A 19,680-nucleotide genomic window follows, 5' to 3' on the forward strand; every position below is an offset into this window, starting at 1 on the left:
ATCAATGATTTAAAGGGGGTAGCCGTGATCAAATCGGAATTGGTGCAGATTGTTGCCGCCCGCAACCCGCATCTCTATCACCGCGACGTCGAAAATATCGTCAACGCTGTCCTCGATGAGATCACCGATGCGCTCGCAGCCGGAAATCGGGTCGAACTTCGCGGCTTTGGCGCATTCTCCGTCAAGAACCGGCCTTCGCGCTCCGGCCGCAACCCGCGCACCGGCGACACGGTCTTCGTCGAGGAAAAATGGGTGCCCTTCTTCAAGACCGGCAAGGAGCTGCGCGAGCGGCTGAATCCGGGCGCCGGCGACGAAGACGACGACGACAATTGATTGGCCGTTTCGGCCGGATTTTTCCGTCCATGCCCCTTCGGACATGATTGTGCCGCGACGCCGTGGCACTTGAATTCATCAGCCTCTTTTCTATTCTGCGGCTGAGAGCAGCATGCTTGCAGCCACAGACATGCTTGCGATGATGAGGAGCTGCGCAATGGCCAAGAAGATCGTCAATCTACTGATATTGCTGCCGCTCGGCATCATTCTGATCGTATTCTGCGTGGCCAACCGGCAATCCGCGACGCTTGCGCTCAACCCCTTCAGGCCGGACGATCAGGTGCTGTCGCTGAATGCACCGCTGTTCGTATTGCTGTTTGCAGCGTTGATCCTCGGCATGGTCGTCGGAGCTGCTGTGACCTGGTTCAATCAGGGGAAGCATCGCAGGCGCGCCCGCAATCAGACCCAGGAAGCCGTGCGCTGGCAGGCGGAAGCCGACAAGCATCGGACACGCGCCGAACAGATCGCCGGCCAGCTTCCCTCACAATGAGTTGAGGTCGGCAAGCCGCATCTCCTTGTAATCGCCTTCCGGCGAGGCGCCGTTGCCGATGATCTCGAAACCGAGAGCCTCATAAAAGGATACAGCGCGCGCATTCCTGACCAGGCATTTCAGCCGGTAGCGGCGCGTCGGCCAATCCGGCAGCGCGGCAAGCAAGGCTTTGCCCGCGCCGCGCCCCTGAAAAGCGGGAAGAATGTAGAGCATATGGATGAAGTCATCCGGCTCCCAGATGGCCGCAAAGCCCGCGATCGTTCCATGCTGGTCTTCGCAGACGGATAAGCGCTCGCCATCCGCATGAGTGGCGAAATCTTCCAGAATGAAGTGATCGGGATCGACCCAGGAGAATGTTTGCCGCCGGACGTCGAGATAGATCTCGGCAAGATGCCGCATATCCTGTTCGCGTGCTGGCCGGATCGACCAGATATCGGAGTCCACTGTCATGTCTTTCATATGGGCGCGAAATGCCTTGGCGGCAATCAGGCGCTTGCCCGACCGTTGATCGCTGCGGTGAAATCGGCGAAAAACTGCTGAGCGAGCTTTTTCGCGCTGGAATCCACCAGGCGGGAACCGAGCTGCGCAATCTTGCCGCCGACCTGCGCCTTGGCTTCGTATTGTAGGATCGTATCGTTACCGTCTTCCTTGAGGACGACATCGGCACCGCCCTTGGCGAAGCCGGCAATTCCGCCCTTTCCTTCGCCCGATATCGTGTAGCTTTCCGGTGCATTGATATTGGAAAGCGTGACCTCGCCGTTAAAGGATGCGGAAACCGGGCCGATCTTCAGTTTCACGGTAGCGGTCAATTCCGTCGGAGAAATCCTCTCGAGACTTTGACAGCCGGGAATGCATTGCTTGAGGATTTCGGGATCGTTCAGTGCCGCCCAAACGGCGTCCCTGGGTGCTGCGATCCGCTCTTCGCCGGTCATATCCATACGCAATCCTCCCAATGTGACATTTTGTGTATGGATCATCGCAGATCGGAAAGCGCTTTGCCAAGTGGCGGCCAGATGCTATTTGCACGCACATATCAATTTTGAGACAAGCATGGTGAAACATAGGGAAAGCCGGTCCGGCCAGAAAGCTGCGGGCGGTCCAGGGGCAAAACCCCGGCGCGACATGCCCGGCAAGCTGCCGGCAAAGCCTGCGCGTGATTCAAGGCCAGCCAAGCCTTCGCGCGATCTCGGCGAACGCGTTGCCGAGCCGCGCACGGCTGCCCCTGCGGCCGCCACGCCTGAGCGCCCGCTGATCGCCCGAACCGGCGAACGCCCGACCGAGCGCGTGCCCGTCATTCTCGAGTCGCTTGGCGCCGGGGATTTCCACCTTATCGATAGCGGCAATGGGCTGAAACTCGAGCAGTACGGACCCTATCGCGTCGTCCGCCCGGAGGCGCAGGCGCTGTGGCCGCCGTCGCTTGCCTCGCATGTATGGGACAAAGCCGACGCCGTCTTCACCGGCGACACGGATGAGGACGGTATGGGCCGCTGGCGCTTCCCGCGCGAGGCGCTCGGCGAGACCTGGCCGCTGCAACTGCTCGGCGTCGATTTTCTTGGTCGCTTCACCGCGTTCCGCCACGTCGGCGTCTTCCCGGAGCAGATCGTGCACTGGGCCTGGATGAAGGAGCAGGCCGAGGCCGCGAAAAGGCCGCTGAAGGTCCTGAACCTTTTCGGCTATACCGGCGTCGCCTCGCTGGTGGCCGCCGCCGCCGGCGCTGAAGTGACCCATGTCGATGCCTCCAAGAAGGCGATCGGCTGGGCGCGCGAGAACCAAGCCCTGGGCCGCATGGAAAAGCTGCCGATCCGCTGGATCTGCGAGGATGCGATGAAGTTCATCCTGCGCGAAGAGCGGCGCGGCAACAAATATGATATCATTCTCACCGACCCGCCGAAGTTCGGCCGTGGTCCGAATGGCGAGGTCTGGCATCTGTTCGAGCACCTGCCGCTGATGCTCGATATCTGCCGCGAGATCCTGTCGCCGAAGGCGCTCGGCCTGGTGCTGACGGCCTATTCGATCCGCGCCAGCTTCTATTCGATCCATGAGCTGATGCGTGAGACCATGCGCGGTGCCGGCGGTGCGGTCGAGTCCGGCGAGCTCGTCATCCGCGAAGCGGGCCTCGACGGCCGCACGCCGGGCAGGGCGCTTTCCACTTCTCTCTTCAGCCGCTGGGTGCCGAAATGAACCAGGATTTCCGTAGTGACGGCCCGCGCAAGGTCGGACAGGTCAAGGAGGTCACCTCGCTTGCCAATCCGATAGTCAAGGATATCAAGGCGCTGACGGTCAAGAAGTCCCGCGAGGAAAGCGGTGCCTTTCTCGCCGAAGGCCTGAAGCTCGTCATCGATGCGCTCGAACTCGGCTGGACGATCCGCACGCTGGTTTATGCCAAGGCCGGCAAGGGCAAGCCCCTGGTCGAGCAGGTGGCCGCCAAGACGGTGGCAGCCGGTGGACTGGTGCTCGAGGTCAGCGAAAAGGTCATCGGCTCGATCACGCGCCGCGACAATCCGCAGATGGTAGTCGGCGTTTTCGAGCAGCGCTGGCGGCCGCTTCGGGACGTCAAGCCGAAAGCAGGCGAAACCTGGGTGGCGCTCGACCGCGTGCGCGATCCCGGCAATCTCGGCACCATCATCCGCACCGCCGATGCGGCCGGTGCTTCCGGTGTCATTCTAGTCGGGGAAACCACCGATCCGTTTTCGCTGGAAACCGTGCGTGCCACCATGGGTTCGGTCTTCGCCATGCCCGTCGTCAAGGCGACGCCGGAAGAGTTTATCGCCTGGAAGAAGAAGGCCGACGTCTCCGTCGTCGCCACGCATCTGGCCGGCGCGGTCGACTACCGCACCATCGATTACAAGAGGAAGCCTGTCGTGATCCTGATGGGCAACGAACAATCCGGCCTGCCGGATGTCCTGGCGAAAGAGGCCGATGCGCTTGCCCGCATCCCGCAGGCCGGCCGCGCCGACAGCCTCAATCTGGCTGTGGCGACCGCGGTCATGCTGTTCGAAGCCCGCCGCCACATTCTGACCCTTAGCGAGAGCCGATGATCGAGAGCGAGACCAATATGCAGCCGCCTGCAAAAGTGGCTCTGTTTTCCAGACCCTTGCCGATCCTGATCTTCATCGTCATCGCCGTCATTCTCGATCAGGCCGTGAAGATCATGGTGGATCACTGGCTGCCGTTGCAGGAAATGGTGCCGGTCGTTCCGATGCTGGCGCTTTATCGCACCTACAATCTCGGCGTCGCCTTTTCCATGCTGTCAGGCATGGATGGCTGGTTCATCGTTGGCATGCGGCTCGTTATCGTCGCCTTCGTGCTGTGGCTCTGGCGGCATACGCCCAATCACCGCTGGCTGGCCCATCTGGGCTTTGCGCTGATTATCGCCGGTGCGCTCGGCAACCTGATCGACCGCTTTCTCTACGGCCATGTGATCGACTACATCCTCTTTCACACCGAGACCTGGTCTTTCGCGGTGTTCAATCTGGCCGATAGTTTCATCACCGTCGGGGCTGCCTGCGTCATTCTCGATGAACTTCTGATGCCGAAAAAGGCCAAAGCGTAAAATTCTACCGAATCCCTGAAGGCATCAGGAACGGTGCCTATGCTAGCCAGATTGCATGAGCACTTTGGCAAAACTGCAGGGAACGCCTGCCGCTGATATCACTCGCGATGAAACACGATCGATCGAAGGGTTGACCGGGAACGGACTGCCCCGTGCAGAAACGACCGAGACCTCGCGAGAGGCGGAACGACGCCTGGCGCCGCCTGCACAGCCGCGATGGCTGCAACGCCATTGGCTGAATGGCGGCGGCCTGGTTGGCGGTATTGTGCTGCTTGCAATCGGCTTTGCCGGCGGTCCGCTGATGCTGGCCGGAGTTCTCGGCCTCGTGGCGTTTGCACTGGCAGTTGCCGGCTTCCTGAAGGTGTGGAAGGCAGAGGCGACGCCCGCTGTCTCCGTTGCCGATTTCAGCGAGAGCGACCATGACCGTCTTTGGGAGCGCAAGGAAAGCAATAGCCTGCTTGCCACCATCCATGATGCGCTTGGCGACATCACCGTCATCCGCAGCATCGACCGGCAGATTCTCGACGCCAATGCCACCTTTCGCAAGCTGACGGGAAAGTCCAGCCCCGAGGGCTTGACGCTGGAAGAGACCGGCATCGTCTTCCGCGCCGTCACCGATGCCAAGCATCAGGATGCCGAGATCGAGACGCCCGAAGGCCGCCGCATCTTTGCCTGGCACGATGTCATATTTCGCGATCCGTCGAGCGGCCTGCTGTGCATACAAAGCGTTGCCCGCGACGTCACGGAAGAGCGGCAGACGGCGCGCAATCGCGAAGATGCCAGGCTGAAAGCGGAATATAACAGCGCCGCGAAATCCAGGCTGCTGGCTACCGTCAGCCACGAGATCCGCACGCCTCTCTCGGGCATCCTCGGCATGAACCATCTGCTTGCCCAGACGCCGCTGACGCTGGAGCAAGCCAATTACCTCACGGGCATCCGTCAATCGGGCCACGCGCTGGTCCAACTGGTGGAGGACCTTCTTGATTTCTCCACGATCGAAGTAGGGCGCTTCCAGCTGCATCCGCGCAAGGAAGCCCTGCGGCCGCTGCTCGAAGGCGTCGTCGAGATGCTTGCTCATCGCGCCCATGAAAAAGGCATCGAAATCGCCGCGACAGTCGCTGCCGATGTTCCCGAGACGATGGAATTTGATCCTGCGCGGTTGCGCCAGGTTCTGTTCAATGTCCTTGGCAATGCGGTGAAGTTCACCCAGACGGGCGGTGTTCTCGTTCGCGCCAACCTGGAAGGAAACGACCTGTCGATATCCGTGCGGGACACTGGTCCCGGCATGACGGAAGAGGAGCAGGCTCGCATTTTCGGCGAATTCGAACAAGCCGGTACCGTTGTCGAAAGAAGCGCCGGCACCGGGCTTGGGCTCGCGATCTCCGCGCGGATATTGCGTGAGTTCGGCGGCAGGCTCAAGGTTGCCAGCGAACGCGGCAAGGGCACCGAGTTCACCATCAGCTTTCCGATCGGCCTGGCTGACGATGACGCCGGTGCCAGCCAACGCAAAGATGTGCTCAAGGGCGCGCATGTGCTGCTGCTCGCGCCCGAAGGGCCGGCAAGCTCCGCCATCGCGCAGACCATCCGCACTCTTGGTGGCGACTGCCACCTGGCCGGTGCCGGCGACATCGATGTCCTGATGCGATCCTCCGAGGGCAGCGAGGCTGGACGGTGGACCGATCTGATCGTCGATCATCGTATGGCTCCGCTCTACTTCCGCGAGGGAAATGAGCTGGCGATACCGACACTGCGCAAGATCTTCCTCGTCAATCCGGAAGAGCGCAACACGCATCCGCTCGATCTCTTCGACGCCTGGCTCATCCGGCCGCTGCGGGAGCAATCGCTGATCGACGTGCTGAGCGGTCGCATGCGCGGCATGGAAAAGCGCGACACGATGCTCGACGGCGTCTCCGAGATCGGCATCACGACGCCCGAGGCAGACGATCCCGTGCTTGAGATCCTGCTTGGCGAGGATGATCCGGTCAACGGCATGCTGGTTCGCGCCATGCTTGCCAAGGCCGGCCACAGGGTTCGTCTGGTCGAGGATTTCGATGGCCTGCGCGCCCGTGCGGAGAATGCCGAAGCGCGGCCGGACGTGATCGTCACCGATTTCAACATGCCCGGCGGCGCCGGCGCTGCCGTGCTTGCGCAATTGCGCGCACAGGAACGCCGACAGGGATTGCCGGCACTGCCAATCATCGTGTTGACCGCCGACAGCCGCGACTCGATCCGTCGGCAGGCGTTGCTCGCGGGAGCCGACGCCGTCATCGTTAAGCCGGTCGATCCCGAGCGGCTGATGACTACCGTCCAGAGTCTTTCAAGGCTGGCCTTCGAACGGGCCGTGTAGAGCCCATTCCGTTTTCGCGCCGAGATTGCCGATGCCGGCTCGCCAATGTATGATGGTGAGCCGCTGTCATATTCAACCAGTGGCTATCGCAACGCTAAACTGGGGACGGTTTGTTCATTCGAAAATTTGCAATGGGCACGCTTCTTGCTTTTAGCCAAGCCGCGTGTCACTTTCCTGTCGCACGAATTTGGTTTATGGCGCTATATCGGCCCGCAGGGGGAGAGTCGCCATGTCCATCGAAATTTTGAATCGCGAAGCTCAGGGCGAAATGGTTCAGTCTTCAAAGGCAACGGTCGAACCGGTTGCCAGCGATGTGCTTGGACGCATCGGAAATTTAGAAACGCGCCTTGCACGCTCGGCGCGCGAAATTGATGCCGCTCAGGCTGTTCGCTACCGCGTTTTCGTCGAGGAGATGAACGCGCAGCTACCGGTCGACGCCATGCGTCGGCAGCGTGATATCGATAGCTGGGACGCAATTTGCGACCATCTTCTGGTGCTGGACCGTTCGCTCGAAGGCGACACGGAAGACCAGATTGTCGGCACCTATCGCCTGCTGCGCCAGGAGGTGGCCATGGCCAATGGCGGCTTCTATTCTTCCTCGGAATTCGACATCGACGCACTGCTTGCCCGCCATCCCGACAAGCGCTTCATGGAACTCGGCCGCTCCTGCGTCCTGCCGAATTACCGTACCAAGCGCACGGTCGAGCTGCTGTGGCAGGGCAACTGGGCCTATGCGCTGAAGCATGGCATGGGCGCGATGTTCGGTTGCGCCTCCTTCCCCGGCGTTCTTCCGGAGCAGCATGCGTTGGCCTTGTCCTTCCTCTATCATAATGTAGTCGCCAAGGATGAATGGGCTGTCGGCGCTCTGCCGTCGCTTGCCCGCACCATGGATCTGATGCCGGTCGAAGCCGTCAACCCGAAGAAGGCGTTGATGGCGTTGCCGCCGCTGATCAAGGGCTATCTGCGCCTCGGCGCCATGGTCGGTTCCACGGCCGTCGTCGATCAGGCTTTCAACACGACCGATGTCCTGATCGTTCTGCCGATCGCCAGCATTTCCGATCGCTACGTCAATTATTACGGCGCGGACGCCGGTCGCTTCGCAAGCTGACACTATTAGAGCGGCTCAGCGTTTCATGGAGACGCCAAGCCGCTCTATCTGTCTTGTGGATCAACTGTCCTAGGGAATCGCAAAAATATCGATTGCGTCTGTGATGCCGCGCAGCGAGACGTGGTGCGATTGCGGCTTCAGGCCGCGCGTTGTCAGCAGCTCGGCGGCACGGATGTTTTCCAGCACCGCGCTCGTTGCGAATATCTCGCTCGATGTTGCCAAGTGTTGGACGCGTGAGGCGATATTGACCGTCTGTCCGAAATAATCCTGCCTCTCGTTGAGACTGACGGCGATGCACGGCCCCTCATGGATGCCGATTTTCAGAAGAAGATCGTCATTGCCACGTTCCTTGTTGAGGCTCGACATGGCGTCGCGCATCCGCATCGCTGCGGCTAGCGCCCGGTCTGGGGTCGGGAAGGTGGCCATCACGGCGTCGCCGATGGTTTTGACGACGGCGCCGGCCTCTGCCCCCACGATTTCATGCAGGATACTGAAGTGGGTTTTGACGAGGTCGAAGGCCGCAAGATCGCCAACCCGCTCGTAGAGTTCCGTCGAGCCGCGCAGATCGGTGAAAAGGAAGGTAAGGCTGGCGATCTTCAGCCTCTGATTGATGTCGATGGTGTCCGTTCGATAGATGTCGCGGAAGGTCTGGTTGGAGAGCAGCCGCTTGGCGGTCAGGAATGGCCGACGATTGCCGAGCACACCATGAAGTGCGTCGTTGGCGATGCAGACCGATGGTAGCGTGCGAACCTGGGTATGATTTTCGATGACGATGCGCAGCGGACCCGGTCTGAGTTCCACCGTTTCGCTGAGCCGATGCATGCGATCGAGCACCAGCGATATGCTCTGCCGTTCCTTGGATGGCTCGCCCTTCACATCGAGGAATTGAGCACTGTGGGTAACCGGATCGAAGATAATGACGAATTCGGCCGGCAGCTGCAGCGATACGACAGCCTTTTCGCCCGGCGGCAGCTCCAGGGCTTCGATGACGAACTGGTCGATCTTCTCCTCGTAACCCTCGTCCGGAAGATCGATGCCTGAACTCCAGTAGATCTGGCGAAAATACTCCAGAGGCGACAAATGATGCGGATTATGGGCAGCGATGTGGCGTATGCGTGGACTGACGGTGAAGGTCACTTCGACCATCTCGTCGAGCGTCGGCTCATAGCCGGCAGCGCATAAAGTGCAGCTGTAGGATTCGCTCTGGACGGTTCGCAGCGACGTGTTGACGTCCAGCACGCCGCCGCATCCCGGGCACAGCACATTCCAGGACATCTCGAACAGACCGAGCCGCGCCGCATGCAGGAAAGTGCTGATCGTTTGTTCTTCGTCGAAACCATGGTCGGCAGCGAAGGCGAGGGCATTCACGCGATTGAGCTTGCGGTCAGGTGCCTCAAGAACCATCCGCTCGATTGCATCGACGATTTCAGGCCGCGCTGAATGGCGCAGCGCTTCGAATAGGGGCTGAGCTTCACTCATGCCCCTATCCTACACTCATTTTACCGGCCAGCCATCATCTTTGTTCGGCTCTCGGGCCGCCAGCAGGAATTAAGCGCCGGCACCATAGGCGGCGATTGCGGCCATGTTGACGATGTCGGAATCCTTGGCGCCCATCGACGTAATCTGCACCGGCTTGTCGAGGCCGACGAGAAGCGGTCCGATCACCGTGGAGCCGCCGAGCTCCTGCAGCATCTTGGTGGAGATCGCCGCGGAGTGGAAGGCCGGCATGATCAGGACGTTGGCCGGACCTGAGAGCCGCGAGAACGGGTAGAGGCTCTCCATGATCTTGCGGTTCAGGGCCACATCGGCTGCCATTTCGCCATCGAATTCGAAGTTCACATGGCGCTTGTCGAGGATGTTGACGGCTTCGCGCACGCGCTCGGACCGCTCGCCTGATGGATGGCCGAAGGTGGAATAGGCGAGCATGGCAACGCGCGGCTCGTAGCCCATGCGACGGGCGAAACCGGCGGCTTCTTCGGCAATCTCTGCCAGCTCCTCGGCGCTCGGCATATCATGGACGGCCGTGTCGGCGACGAAGACGGTGCGGCCGCGGGCAAGCACGATCGACACGCCGATGACACGATGTCCCGGCTTGGCATCGATGCAGCGGCGCACGTCGCCAAGCGCGGTCGAGTAGTTGCGCGTCACGCCCGTCACCATGCCGTCGGCGTCTCCCAAAGCTACCATGCAGGCGGCGAAGTGATTACGGTCGTTATGGATCAGGCGCGTCACGTCGCGGTGCAGATAGCCGTCACGCTGCAGCCGGGCATAGAGATAGTCGATATAGGTGTCCACGCGCTTGGAAATACGGGCATTGACGATTTCGAGGCCTGGGCGGTTGAGGTCGATGCCGGCGCGCTCTGCCGTGGAGTGAATCAAATCCTCGCGGCCGAGCAGGATGGCGGTGCCCAGCCCCTGATTGGCATAGGAGAGCGCGGCGCGCATGACCTGTTCTTCCTCCGCTTCCGCGAAGACGATGCGCTTCTGGTGCCGGCGCACGCGTTCATAGAGCTGCGACAGCGTCGAGGCGATCGGGTCGCGCCGGGCCGAAAGTTCGCGGGCATAGGCCTCCATATCAGCCATTTCGCGGCGGGCGACGCCGCTTTCGATCGCCGCCTTGGCGACGGCAACCGGAATGGCCGAGATCAGGCGCGGGTCGAACGGCACGGGGATGATGTATTGCGGGCCGAAACGCGGGCGCGCGCCCTGATAGGCGGCCACAACATCGTCAGGCACGTCTTCGCGCGCCAGGCTTGCCAGTGCGTTGACGGCTGCGATCTTCATCTCGTCGTTGATGGTCGTGGCGCGCACGTCGAGTGCGCCGCGGAAGATATAGGGAAAGCCGAGAACGTTGTTGACCTGGTTCGGATAGTCCGAACGCCCCGTCGCCATGATGGCGTCGTCGCGGATGCGGGCCACTTCCTCCGGCGTGATTTCCGGATCGGGGTTGGCCATGGCAAAGATGATCGGCTTGTCGGCCAGCGAGCGGATCATGTCTTCGGAGAAGGCATCCTTCTGCGAAAGGCCGAGAACCACGTCGGCACCCTTCATCGCTTCCGCCAGCGTGCGCTTGTCGGTCTTGACCGCATGCGCCGACTTCCACTGGTTCATGCCTTCGCTGCGGCCCTGGTAGATCACGCCCTTGGTGTCGCAAAGGATGATGTTTTCCGGGTTGAAGCCCATGGACTTGATCAGCTCGATGCAGGCGATTGCGGCGGCGCCTGCGCCGTTGCAGACCAGCTGCGTGGTCTTGAGATCGCGGCCGGTCAGTTCCAGCGCGTTGATCAGGCCGGCGGCGGCAATGATGGCGGTGCCGTGCTGGTCGTCGTGGAAGACGGGGATGTCCATCAGCTCGCGCAGCCGCTGCTCGATGATGAAGCAGTCGGGCGCCTTGATATCCTCAAGATTGATGCCGCCGAAGGAGGGGCCGAGATAGCGCACGCAATTGATGAATTCGTCGACATTCTCGGTGTCGATCTCAAGGTCGATCGAATCGACATCTGCGAAGCGCTTGAAGAGAACGGATTTGCCTTCCATGACCGGCTTGGAGGCGAGCGCGCCGAGATTGCCGAGGCCGAGAATAGCCGTGCCGTTCGAGATGACGGCGACCATGTTGCCGCGCGACGTGTAGTCGTAGGCCGTGGCCGGATCGGCGGCAATCGCCTTCACGGGAACGGCCACGCCGGGCGAGTAGGCAAGGGAAAGATCGCGTTGCGTCGCCATCGGCTTGGTGGGGTTGATCTCGAGCTTGCCGGGGCGGCCCTGCTTGTGGAAGTCCAGTGCTTCCTGATCCGTGATCCCCGTTCCCGGACGCGACTTGCTCTTGCTGTCAGCCATTGTTCCTCCAAACCTCCTGTGGGCGACCGGTCCCTCTTGCCCGATAGCTGTTGTCTTCTATACCGGCGCGCGGATAGGGTGACACCTCATTTTTTGGAAAAACTGCACCTCCGTGAACGAACGTATAAACACCAGCATCGATGCTTTCTCGGCCGCCGAGCTTGCCTCGGAGGAAAGCCGCGCTTCGGCAACTCCGATGATGGAGCAATATATCGAGATCAAGGCGAACAATCCCGGTTCGCTTTTGTTCTATCGCATGGGCGATTTCTACGAATTGTTCTTCGAGGACGCCATCGATGCGTCGCGCGCGCTTGGCATCACGCTGACGAAGCGCGGCCAGCACATGGGGCAGGATATCCCGATGTGCGGCGTGCCCGTTCATGCCGCCGACGACTATCTGCAGAAGCTGATCGCGCTTGGCTTCCGCGTCGCCGTCTGCGAGCAGGTGGAAGACCCGGCCGAGGCGAAGAAGCGCGGCGGCAAATCGGTTGTTCGCCGCGACGTCGTGCGCCTGGTGACCCCAGGCACGATTACCGAAGAAAAACTGCTTTCGCCTTCGGAATCCAACTACCTGATGACGCTGACCCGCATTCGCGGTGGTGCCGAGCCGCAGCTTGCGCTCGCCTGGATCGATATCTCAACGGGTGTCTTTCGTCTCGCCGAGACGGAAGCTTCGCGACTGCTCGCCGATATCCTGCGCATCGATCCGAGAGAGCTGATCCTGCCGGATACGATGTTCCACGATCCGGAACTGAAGCCGATTTTCGATATTCTCGGGCGCACCGCTGTTCCGCAGCCGGCCGTGCTGTTCGACAGCGCCAGCGCTGAGGGGCGCATCACCCGTTACTTCGGCGTGTCGACGCTCGACGGTTTCGGCACCTTCAGTCGCGCCGAACTGGCAGCAGCTGCTGCTGCCATCGCCTATGTCGAAAAGACCCAGCTTGCCGAACGGCCGCCGCTCGGCCTGCCGGAGCGCGAAAGCGGCGCTTCGACACTCTTCATCGATCCCGCCACCCGCGCCAATCTCGAACTGGTGCGAACGCTTTCCGGCGATCGCAATGGTTCGCTCCTGAAGGCGATCGATCGCACCGTGACCGGCGGTGGCGCTCGCCTCCTCGCCGAACGGTTGATGTCGCCGCTTACCGATCCCCAGCGCATCAACGAACGTCTGGATTCGATCGGCTTCCTGGCTGACGAGCCATCACTTTCAAGCGATCTGCGAGCTGCCCTGAAGCATGTGCCCGATATGCCGCGCGCCTTGTCGCGCCTTGCGCTCGACCGCGGCGGCCCGCGTGATCTCTGGGCGATCCGTCAGGGATTGGCAGCCGCGACTGACGTTGCCCGCATGCTCGGAGCGGCGCTCCTGCCTGAGGAGTTGAAGGCAGCACTCACCGGGCTCAGCGCCTTGCCCGCCGATCTCGAAGCGATGCTCGCCGCGACCCTGGCCGACGAATTGCCCTTGCTGAAGCGTGACGGCGGCTTCCTGCGGGAAGGCGCGAATGCCGAGCTCGACGAAGTGCGGGCACTCCGCGACCAGTCGCGCCGCGTCATCGCCGGCCTGCAGCTGCAATATGCCGAGGAAACCGGTATCAAGTCGCTGAAGATCAAGCATAACAACGTGCTCGGTTATTTCATCGAAGTGACGGCCGGCAATGCCGGGCCGATGACGGATACGAGCGAAGCCAAGGCGCGCTTCATCCATCGCCAGACCATGGCGAATGCCATGCGCTTCACCACCACGGAACTCGCCGATCTCGAAAGCCGCATCGCCAATGCGGCCGACAAGGCGCTCGCCATCGAGCTCGAAGCCTTCGATCGCATGGTCGCGGCCGTCGTGGCTGCGGCCGAGGCGATCAAGGCCGGTGCCCGTGCGCTCTCGGTGATCGACGTCGCGGCCGGACTGGCGCTGCTTGCCGAAGAGCAGGCCTATTGCCGGCCCGTCGTCGATGGCAGCCGAATGTTTGCGATCGAAGGCGGTCGCCATCCGGTGGTCGAGCAGGCATTGCGGCGTCAGGCCGGCGGCCCGTTCGTCGCCAACAATTGCGATCTCTCGCCGAAGTCCGACGGCAAGGACGGCGCTATCTGGCTGCTGACCGGCCCGAACATGGGCGGTAAATCGACTTTTCTGCGCCAGAACGCGCTGATTGCCATTCTCGCGCAGATGGGCTCCTTCGTGCCCGCAGCATCAGCCCATATCGGCATTGTCGACCGCCTCTTCTCGCGCGTTGGCGCTTCTGACGATCTGGCGCGGGGACGATCGACCTTCATGGTCGAGATGGTCGAGACGGCGGCGATCCTCAATCAGGCGACCGAACGTTCCCTCGTCATCCTCGACGAGATCGGTCGCGGCACCGCGACCTTCGATGGCCTCTCCATAGCCTGGGCCGCCGTCGAGCATCTGCATGAGGCCAACCGCTGCCGTGGCCTCTTCGCCACGCATTTCCATGAGTTGACGGTTCTGTCGGAGAAGCTCGGCCGGCTTTCCAACGCTACCATGCGCGTCAAGGAATGGGATGGCGACGTCATCTTCCTGCATGAGGTCGGGCCGGGGGCTGCCGACCGCTCCTATGGTATCCAGGTGGCGCGTCTCGCCGGCCTGCCGGCTTCCGTGGTGGCGCGTGCCCGCGACGTTCTGACGCGCCTCGAAGATGCGGACCGCAAGAATCCGGCAAGCCAACTCATCGATGATCTGCCTCTCTTCCAGGTCGCGGTTCGCCGCGAGGAGGCCGTCGGGCGGCGTGAGCCGTCAAAGGTCGAAGAGAGGTTGAAGACGCTCGACCTCGATGACCTTACGCCGCGAGCCGCCCTCGATGTGCTCTACGAGCTGAAGAAAACCCTGAACAAAGCCGGCTGATCGAAGGCGACTTCCAAGGATAAAAGCATGCATCTCGAAAATCTTCTCGCCGAAGTCCGGATTCTGGCCGAGCGCTTTTCTCCGATCGCCGCGCGCGGCAAGATCTGCGGCGAGGGCGAAGCACCGGATTGCGAGTCCGATCGCGGCCTTCTCAATATCACCTTGTCGTGTAGCCGCATTTCCGACATCTGTTCCAGCATTGCCAAGGCCGGTTACTGGGAGTGCGAGCGCGAAATGGTGATGCAGATCGGTGCCCAGTCGCGCAACATCCTTCATAGCTTGAACGAGCTTAGGCGGACGCTTGAGATGCCCAAAGTGGATTCAGACCTAAGGTCAATTTGACTTGAAGTCTGAATCAATTTTGGAATCAAGGAATTAGAGCATGATATCGGTCGAAAGCCGCTGACACCTTTCGGCATCATGCTCTCGCCCTAAAACCGCCGATTTCTGCGTTGATTGCCGTCACGCTTCATCAACCTTGACCCGATAAAATGCCGAGATTGTCGGCTCGACGGGCTTGGCTCACGCCGGATGATGAATGCGGGCGCAGATTGCCTGTGTCAATCGCCCGGCAAAGAGGCTATAGCGCATGCAGACAAAAGGACAGGCGCGCCGGCGGCGGCCCGCCGTCAAAGAACAGGAATCCGGTCGGCAGAGCATGGAAATGCATGACATCGATTTTCCGGCTGTTCTCGACGTTTCCGCACTTAGGGCGGAATGCGAGGCACTTGCCAAGCGCCATCTGGACAAGAACGATGAACGGTCAGCGCTGCTCGCTCTTCTGAAAAGGGCGAGCCAGGAAGGGCGCGAAGAGGCCCGGCGTCTACTGGATGCTCAGGGCGGCGGCCTGGATTGCGCGCACCGTATATCCTGGCTGCAGGACCAGATCATTACGGTTCTCTACGATTTCACGGTCCAGCACGTTTATCCGAAGCAGGCCGGCAGTTTCTCCGTCACAGCCGTTGGCGGCTATGGGCGCGATACGCTGGCGCCGGGTTCGGATATCGATCTTCTTTTTCTGTTCCACCCGAAGCCGGACGGCGAGACCCACAAGGCTGTCGAGTTCATTCTCTACATGCTCTGGGACATGGGCTTCAAAGTCGGCCACGCCACGCGGACTGTCGAGGAGTGTATCCGTCAGGCCAAATCCGACATGACGGTGCGCACCGCGGTTCTCGAAACCCGCTATATCTGCGGCAACGAGCCCCTGACCCGTGAGCTGCAGGCGCGTTTCGACAAGGAAATCGTCACCAATACCGGCCCGGAATTCATCGCCGCCAAGCTTGCCGAGCGTGACGAGCGCCATCGCAAGGCCGGTGATACCCGCTATCTGGTCGAGCCGAACGTCAAGGAAGGCAAGGGCGGTCTGCGCGACCTGCACACGCTGTTCTGGATCTCTAAATATTATTACCATGTCCGCGATCCGGTCGAACTGGTGAAGCTCGGGGTCCTCTCGAAGCAGGAATACCGCCTCTTCGAGAAGGCGGAGGATTTCCTCTGGGCCGTGCGTTGCCACATGCATTTCCTGACCGGCAAGGCGGAGGAGCGGCTCTCCTTCGATATCCAGCGCGATATCGCGGCAGCGCTCGACTATCACGCTCGCCCCGGCCTTTCCGCCGTCGAGCGCTTCATGAAGCACTACTTCCTTGTCGCCAAGGATGTCGGCGATCTCACGCGCATCCTCTGCGCCGCGCTCGAGGACCAGCAGGCGAAGGCCACGCCGGGGCTTACCGGCGTCATCAGCCGCTTTGCCAATCGCTCGCGCAAGATCCCCGGCACCGTCGAATTCGTCGAGGATCGCGGCCGTATCGCGCTCGCCAATCCCGATGTCTTCAAGCGCGACCCTGTCAGCCTGATCCGGCTGTTTTTCGTCGCCGATATCAACGGGCTGGAATTCCACCCGGATGCCCTGAAGCGCGTCACGCGCTCGCTGAATCTGATCGACAACGATCTGCGCGAGAACGAGGAGGCGAACCGGCTTTTCCTTTCCATTCTGACGTCGAAACGCGATCCGGCCCTGATCCTCCGCCGCATGAACGAGGCCGGCGTGCTCGGCCGCTTCATCCCGGAATTTGGCAAGATCGTCTCGATGATGCAGTTCAACATGTATCACCACTATACGGTGGATGAGCATCTGATCCGCGCCGTCGAGGTGCTGTCGGAGATCGACAGGGGCAAGGTTGAGGATATCCATCCGCTGACCAACAAGCTGATGCCCGGCATCGAGGATCGTGACGCCCTCTATGTTGCAGTCCTTCTACACGATATCGCCAAGGGCCGTGAAGAGGACCATTCGGAAGCCGGCGCCAAGGTGGCACGCAAGCTTTGCCCGCGCTTCGGTCTTTCGCCGAAGCAGACGGAGCTTGTGGTCTGGTTGATCGCCGAGCATCTCACAATGTCGATGGTCGCTCAGACCCGCGATTTGACGGACCGCAAGACGATCATCGATTTTGCCGACCGCGTGCAGTCGCTCGACCGGTTGAAGATGCTGCTGATCCTGACGGTCTGCGATATTCGCGCCGTCGGCCCCGGCGTCTGGAACGGCTGGAAGGGTCAGCTGCTGCGCACCCTCTATTATGAGACCGAGCTGCTGCTGGCCGGCGGCTTCTCCGAAGTGTCGCGCAAGGAGCGCGCAGAGGCCGCTGCTCAGGCGCTCGACGAGGCGCTTGCCGACTGGAGCAGGAAGGACCGGGACAACTACGTCAAGCTGCACTATCAGCCCTATCTGCTATCGGTGCCGCTGGAAGATCAGGTTCGGCATACGAAGTTCATCCGTCAGACGGATAAAGCGGGCAAGGTGCTCGCCACCATGGTCCGCACCGACAGCTTCCATGCCATTACCGAGATCACCGTGCTCTCGCCCGACCATCCGCGCCTGTTGACCGTCATCGCCGGCGCGTGCGCTGCGGCCGGCGCCAATATTGCCGACGCGCAGATCTTCACGACATCCGACGGCCGCGCTCTCGACACCATCCATGTCAGCCGCGAATTTGCCGACGATGCCGACGAGCTGCGCCGTGCCGGCACCATCGGCAAGATGATCGAGGATGTGTTGGCCGGTCGCAAGCGGTTGCCGGAAGTCATTGCGACACGTTCGAAGAACCGGCGCAAGAACAAGGCCTTCGTCATCCCGCCATCGGTGATCATCACCAACAGCCTCTCCAACAAGTTCACGGTCATTGAGGTCGAATGTCTCGACCGCACCGGCCTCTTGTCGGAGATAACGGCCGTCCTCTCGGATCTGTCGCTCGATATTCAATCTGCCCGTATCACCACCTTTGGTGAGAAGGTGATCGACACCTTCTACGTCACCGATCTGGTCGGGCAGAAGATCGCCAACGAAAACAAGCGGGCCAACATTACCGCGCGCCTGAAGGCTGTGATGGCGGGTGAGGAGGACGAAATGCGCGAGCGCATGCCGTCCGGCATCATCGCGCCGGCCGCCACGCGTGCCGTTGCCGCCGAAACCCCAGACACTGAAAAGAAAGCCGGTTCAGCCGTATGAGCCTAGTCAAGAAATTCATCACGGTCGGTGGCGCGACGCTCGGCAGCCGCATCTTCGGCTTTGCTCGCGAAACGCTGATGGCCGCAGCCCTCGGCACCGGCCCGATGGCTGACGTCTTCTACGCCGCCTTCCGCTTTCCGAATCTCTTCCGCCGCCTGTTTGCCGAGGGCGCCTTCAATGCCGCCTTCGTGCCGCTCTTTGCCAAGGAGATCGAGGCGAACGGTATCGAGGGCGCGAAACGCTTCTCGGAAGAGGTGTTCGGCGTTCTCTTCTCGGTCCTGTTCCTGATCACCGTCGTGATGGAACTGGGCATGCCGCTGATCGTGCGCTGGATCATCGCGCCCGGTTTTGCCGATGATCCAGACAAGTTCACGATCACGGTGCGCATGGCGGCCGTGATGTTCCCCTATCTCATGTGCATGTCGCTGACGGCGATGATGAGCGGCATGCTGAATTCGCTGCATCATTTCTTCGCGGCGGCCGTGGCGCCCGTCTTCCTTAACGTCGTGATGATCGGCGCGCTGTTTTATTCGCTCTATTTCGGCGCTCTGCCGCTACAGACCGCCTGGTATCTCTCCTGGGGCGTGCTTGTTGCGGGTGTCCTGCAATTGCTCGTCGTCTATATCGGCGTGCGGTTTGCCGGCATCAATATCGGTTTCCGCTGGCCGCACTTTACGCCGAACGTCAAGCGCCTGCTGATCCTCGCCATTCCGGCAGCCGTCACCGGCGGCATCACCCAGATCAATCAGATGATCGGCCAGGCGATTGCGTCGAGCCGCGAAGGCGCGATTGCAGCCCTGCAATATGCTGATCGCATCTATCAGCTGCCGCTCGGTGTTGTCGGCGTCGCCGTCGGTGTCGTGCTCCTGCCGGAGCTGGCGCGCGCCCTGAAGTCGGGTCATGTGAAGGAAGCCGGCAATCTGCAGAACCGCTCGATCGAATTCGTGCTGTTCCTGACCTTGCCGGCCGCCATGGCGCTCTGGGTTCTCTCTGACGATATCATCCGCGTGCTCTACGAGCGCCGCGCCTTCCATCAGGAAAACACCATCATCGTCGGCTCGATCCTGGCGATCTACGGTTTGGGCTTGCCGGCCTTCGTGCTGATCAAGGCGCTGCAGCCGGGCTTCTATGCCCGCGAGGACACGAAGACGCCGATGCGCTTCTCCGCCGTCGCCGTCGCCACCAATTGCGCGATCGCGCTCAGCCTCTTCCCCTATCTTGGGGCGCCCGGCATCGCAGTCGCCGAGGCGACGGCCGGCTGGATCAGCACGGTCCTGCTCTTCACGACGCTTTTGCGCCGGGGTCATCTTGCCTGGGAATGGGCCCTTGCCCGTCGCACCGCTCTGCTGCTCGTTGCGGCTGGCGTCATGACCGGAGTCATCATCTATCTCCAGCACCGCTGGGGAGAATATCTGGCGTCTGGCACAACTCTCGTCAGCAAGGTCAGCACGCTCGGCTTGCTGATCGCCATCGCCATGGCAGTCTATTTCGTTGTTGCCTTCCTGATCGGCGGCGCCGATCTCGGCATGATCCGCCGCAACATCAACCGCAAGCGTCCGGCAGCCGCCGCTCCCGATGCGAAGACGGTGAATGGCGAATGAGCAAGCCTCTTGGCGGCCCGACGCGGCAACCGAGCAGCAAGGAAGCCGTCGC

At 61.4% G+C, this 19,680-nt stretch carries 15 protein-coding genes; 11 read left to right on the top strand and 4 right to left on the bottom strand.

Annotation, left to right across the window (positions count from 1 at the left end):
- Positions 1–24: 24 nt before the first annotated feature.
- On the top strand, positions 25–333 hold the full coding sequence (locus tag GGD46_RS18345; RefSeq protein ID WP_007695350.1) for an integration host factor subunit beta: 309 nt from the start codon (positions 25–27) through the stop codon (positions 331–333).
- 157 nt (positions 334–490) lie between these two features.
- On the top strand, positions 491–823 hold the full coding sequence (locus GGD46_RS18350; RefSeq protein ID WP_184706457.1) for a lipopolysaccharide assembly protein LapA domain-containing protein: 333 nt from the start codon (positions 491–493) through the stop codon (positions 821–823).
- Here GGD46_RS18350 and GGD46_RS18355 read toward each other — a convergent pair.
- Positions 815–1,273, bottom strand: a complete 459-nt coding sequence (locus tag GGD46_RS18355; protein ID WP_184706459.1) for a GNAT family N-acetyltransferase — start codon at positions 1,271–1,273, stop codon at positions 815–817. The two genes, GGD46_RS18350 and GGD46_RS18355, sit on opposite strands and share 9 nt — an antisense overlap.
- Before the next feature lie 35 nt (positions 1,274–1,308).
- Positions 1,309–1,761 carry a carbon monoxide dehydrogenase subunit G gene (locus tag GGD46_RS18360; RefSeq protein WP_184706461.1) on the bottom strand — a complete coding sequence of 151 codons (453 nt, stop codon included), beginning with the start codon at positions 1,759–1,761 and terminating at the stop codon, positions 1,309–1,311.
- A 115-nt stretch (positions 1,762–1,876) separates the two neighbouring features.
- Here GGD46_RS18360 and GGD46_RS18365 point away from each other — a divergent pair, with 115 nt between their 5' ends.
- From GGD46_RS18365 to GGD46_RS18385, 5 genes are all read left to right on the top strand, one after another.
- Positions 1,877–3,004 (top strand): class I SAM-dependent methyltransferase, encoded by a 1,128-nt coding sequence (locus GGD46_RS18365; protein ID WP_184706702.1) that lies wholly within the window; start codon positions 1,877–1,879, stop codon positions 3,002–3,004.
- On the top strand, positions 3,001–3,861 hold the full coding sequence (locus tag GGD46_RS18370; RefSeq protein ID WP_184706462.1) for an RNA methyltransferase: 861 nt from the start codon (positions 3,001–3,003) through the stop codon (positions 3,859–3,861). Before GGD46_RS18365 ends, GGD46_RS18370 begins: the two co-directional genes overlap by 4 nt.
- Entirely contained in the window at positions 3,858–4,376 is a 519-nt protein-coding gene (gene lspA / locus GGD46_RS18375; RefSeq protein ID WP_184706464.1) for a signal peptidase II, read from the top strand. Before GGD46_RS18370 ends, lspA begins: the two co-directional genes overlap by 4 nt.
- A gap of 55 nt (positions 4,377–4,431) precedes the next feature.
- Entirely contained in the window at positions 4,432–6,723 is a 2,292-nt protein-coding gene (locus GGD46_RS18380; protein WP_184706466.1) for a PAS domain-containing sensor histidine kinase, read from the top strand.
- A gap of 229 nt (positions 6,724–6,952) precedes the next feature.
- Positions 6,953–7,831 (top strand): GNAT family N-acetyltransferase, encoded by an 879-nt coding sequence (locus GGD46_RS18385; RefSeq protein WP_184706468.1) that lies wholly within the window; start codon positions 6,953–6,955, stop codon positions 7,829–7,831.
- Between the two features lie 69 nt (positions 7,832–7,900).
- On the opposite strand, the gene GGD46_RS18390 is transcribed toward GGD46_RS18385, so the two are convergent.
- Both GGD46_RS18390 and GGD46_RS18395 read right to left on the bottom strand, forming a co-directional pair.
- Entirely contained in the window at positions 7,901–9,310 is a 1,410-nt protein-coding gene (locus GGD46_RS18390) for an adenylate/guanylate cyclase domain-containing protein (protein WP_184706482.1), read from the bottom strand.
- A 69-nt stretch (positions 9,311–9,379) separates the two neighbouring features.
- The gene (locus tag GGD46_RS18395; RefSeq protein ID WP_184706484.1) at positions 9,380–11,668 is read right to left on the bottom strand and encodes an NADP-dependent malic enzyme; all 2,289 of its coding nucleotides are present in this window, start codon (positions 11,666–11,668) and stop codon (positions 9,380–9,382) included.
- Between the two features lie 112 nt (positions 11,669–11,780).
- Between GGD46_RS18395 and mutS the strand changes: the two genes are divergently transcribed.
- The 4 genes from mutS (at position 11,781) to murJ (ending at position 19,628) form a co-directional block, all read left to right on the top strand.
- Positions 11,781–14,522 (top strand): DNA mismatch repair protein MutS, encoded by a 2,742-nt coding sequence (mutS, locus tag GGD46_RS18400; protein WP_184706486.1) that lies wholly within the window; start codon positions 11,781–11,783, stop codon positions 14,520–14,522.
- 27 nt (positions 14,523–14,549) lie between these two features.
- Positions 14,550–14,864 (top strand): hypothetical protein, encoded by a 315-nt coding sequence (locus GGD46_RS18405; RefSeq protein WP_184706488.1) that lies wholly within the window; start codon positions 14,550–14,552, stop codon positions 14,862–14,864.
- Positions 14,865–15,111: 247 nt separating this feature from the next.
- Positions 15,112–18,027 (top strand): [protein-PII] uridylyltransferase, encoded by a 2,916-nt coding sequence (locus GGD46_RS18410; RefSeq protein ID WP_184706490.1) that lies wholly within the window; start codon positions 15,112–15,114, stop codon positions 18,025–18,027.
- Complete coding sequence (murJ, locus tag GGD46_RS18415) at positions 18,024–19,628, top strand: murein biosynthesis integral membrane protein MurJ (protein WP_184706492.1); 1,605 nt, start codon at positions 18,024–18,026, stop codon at positions 19,626–19,628. Before GGD46_RS18410 ends, murJ begins: the two co-directional genes overlap by 4 nt.
- The last annotated feature ends 52 nt before the right edge of the window (positions 19,629–19,680 follow it).

The sequence above is a fragment of the Martinezella lusitana genome (assembly GCF_014207095.1).
In the GTDB taxonomy this organism is placed as follows: domain Bacteria; phylum Pseudomonadota; class Alphaproteobacteria; order Rhizobiales; family Rhizobiaceae; genus Rhizobium; species Rhizobium lusitanum_B.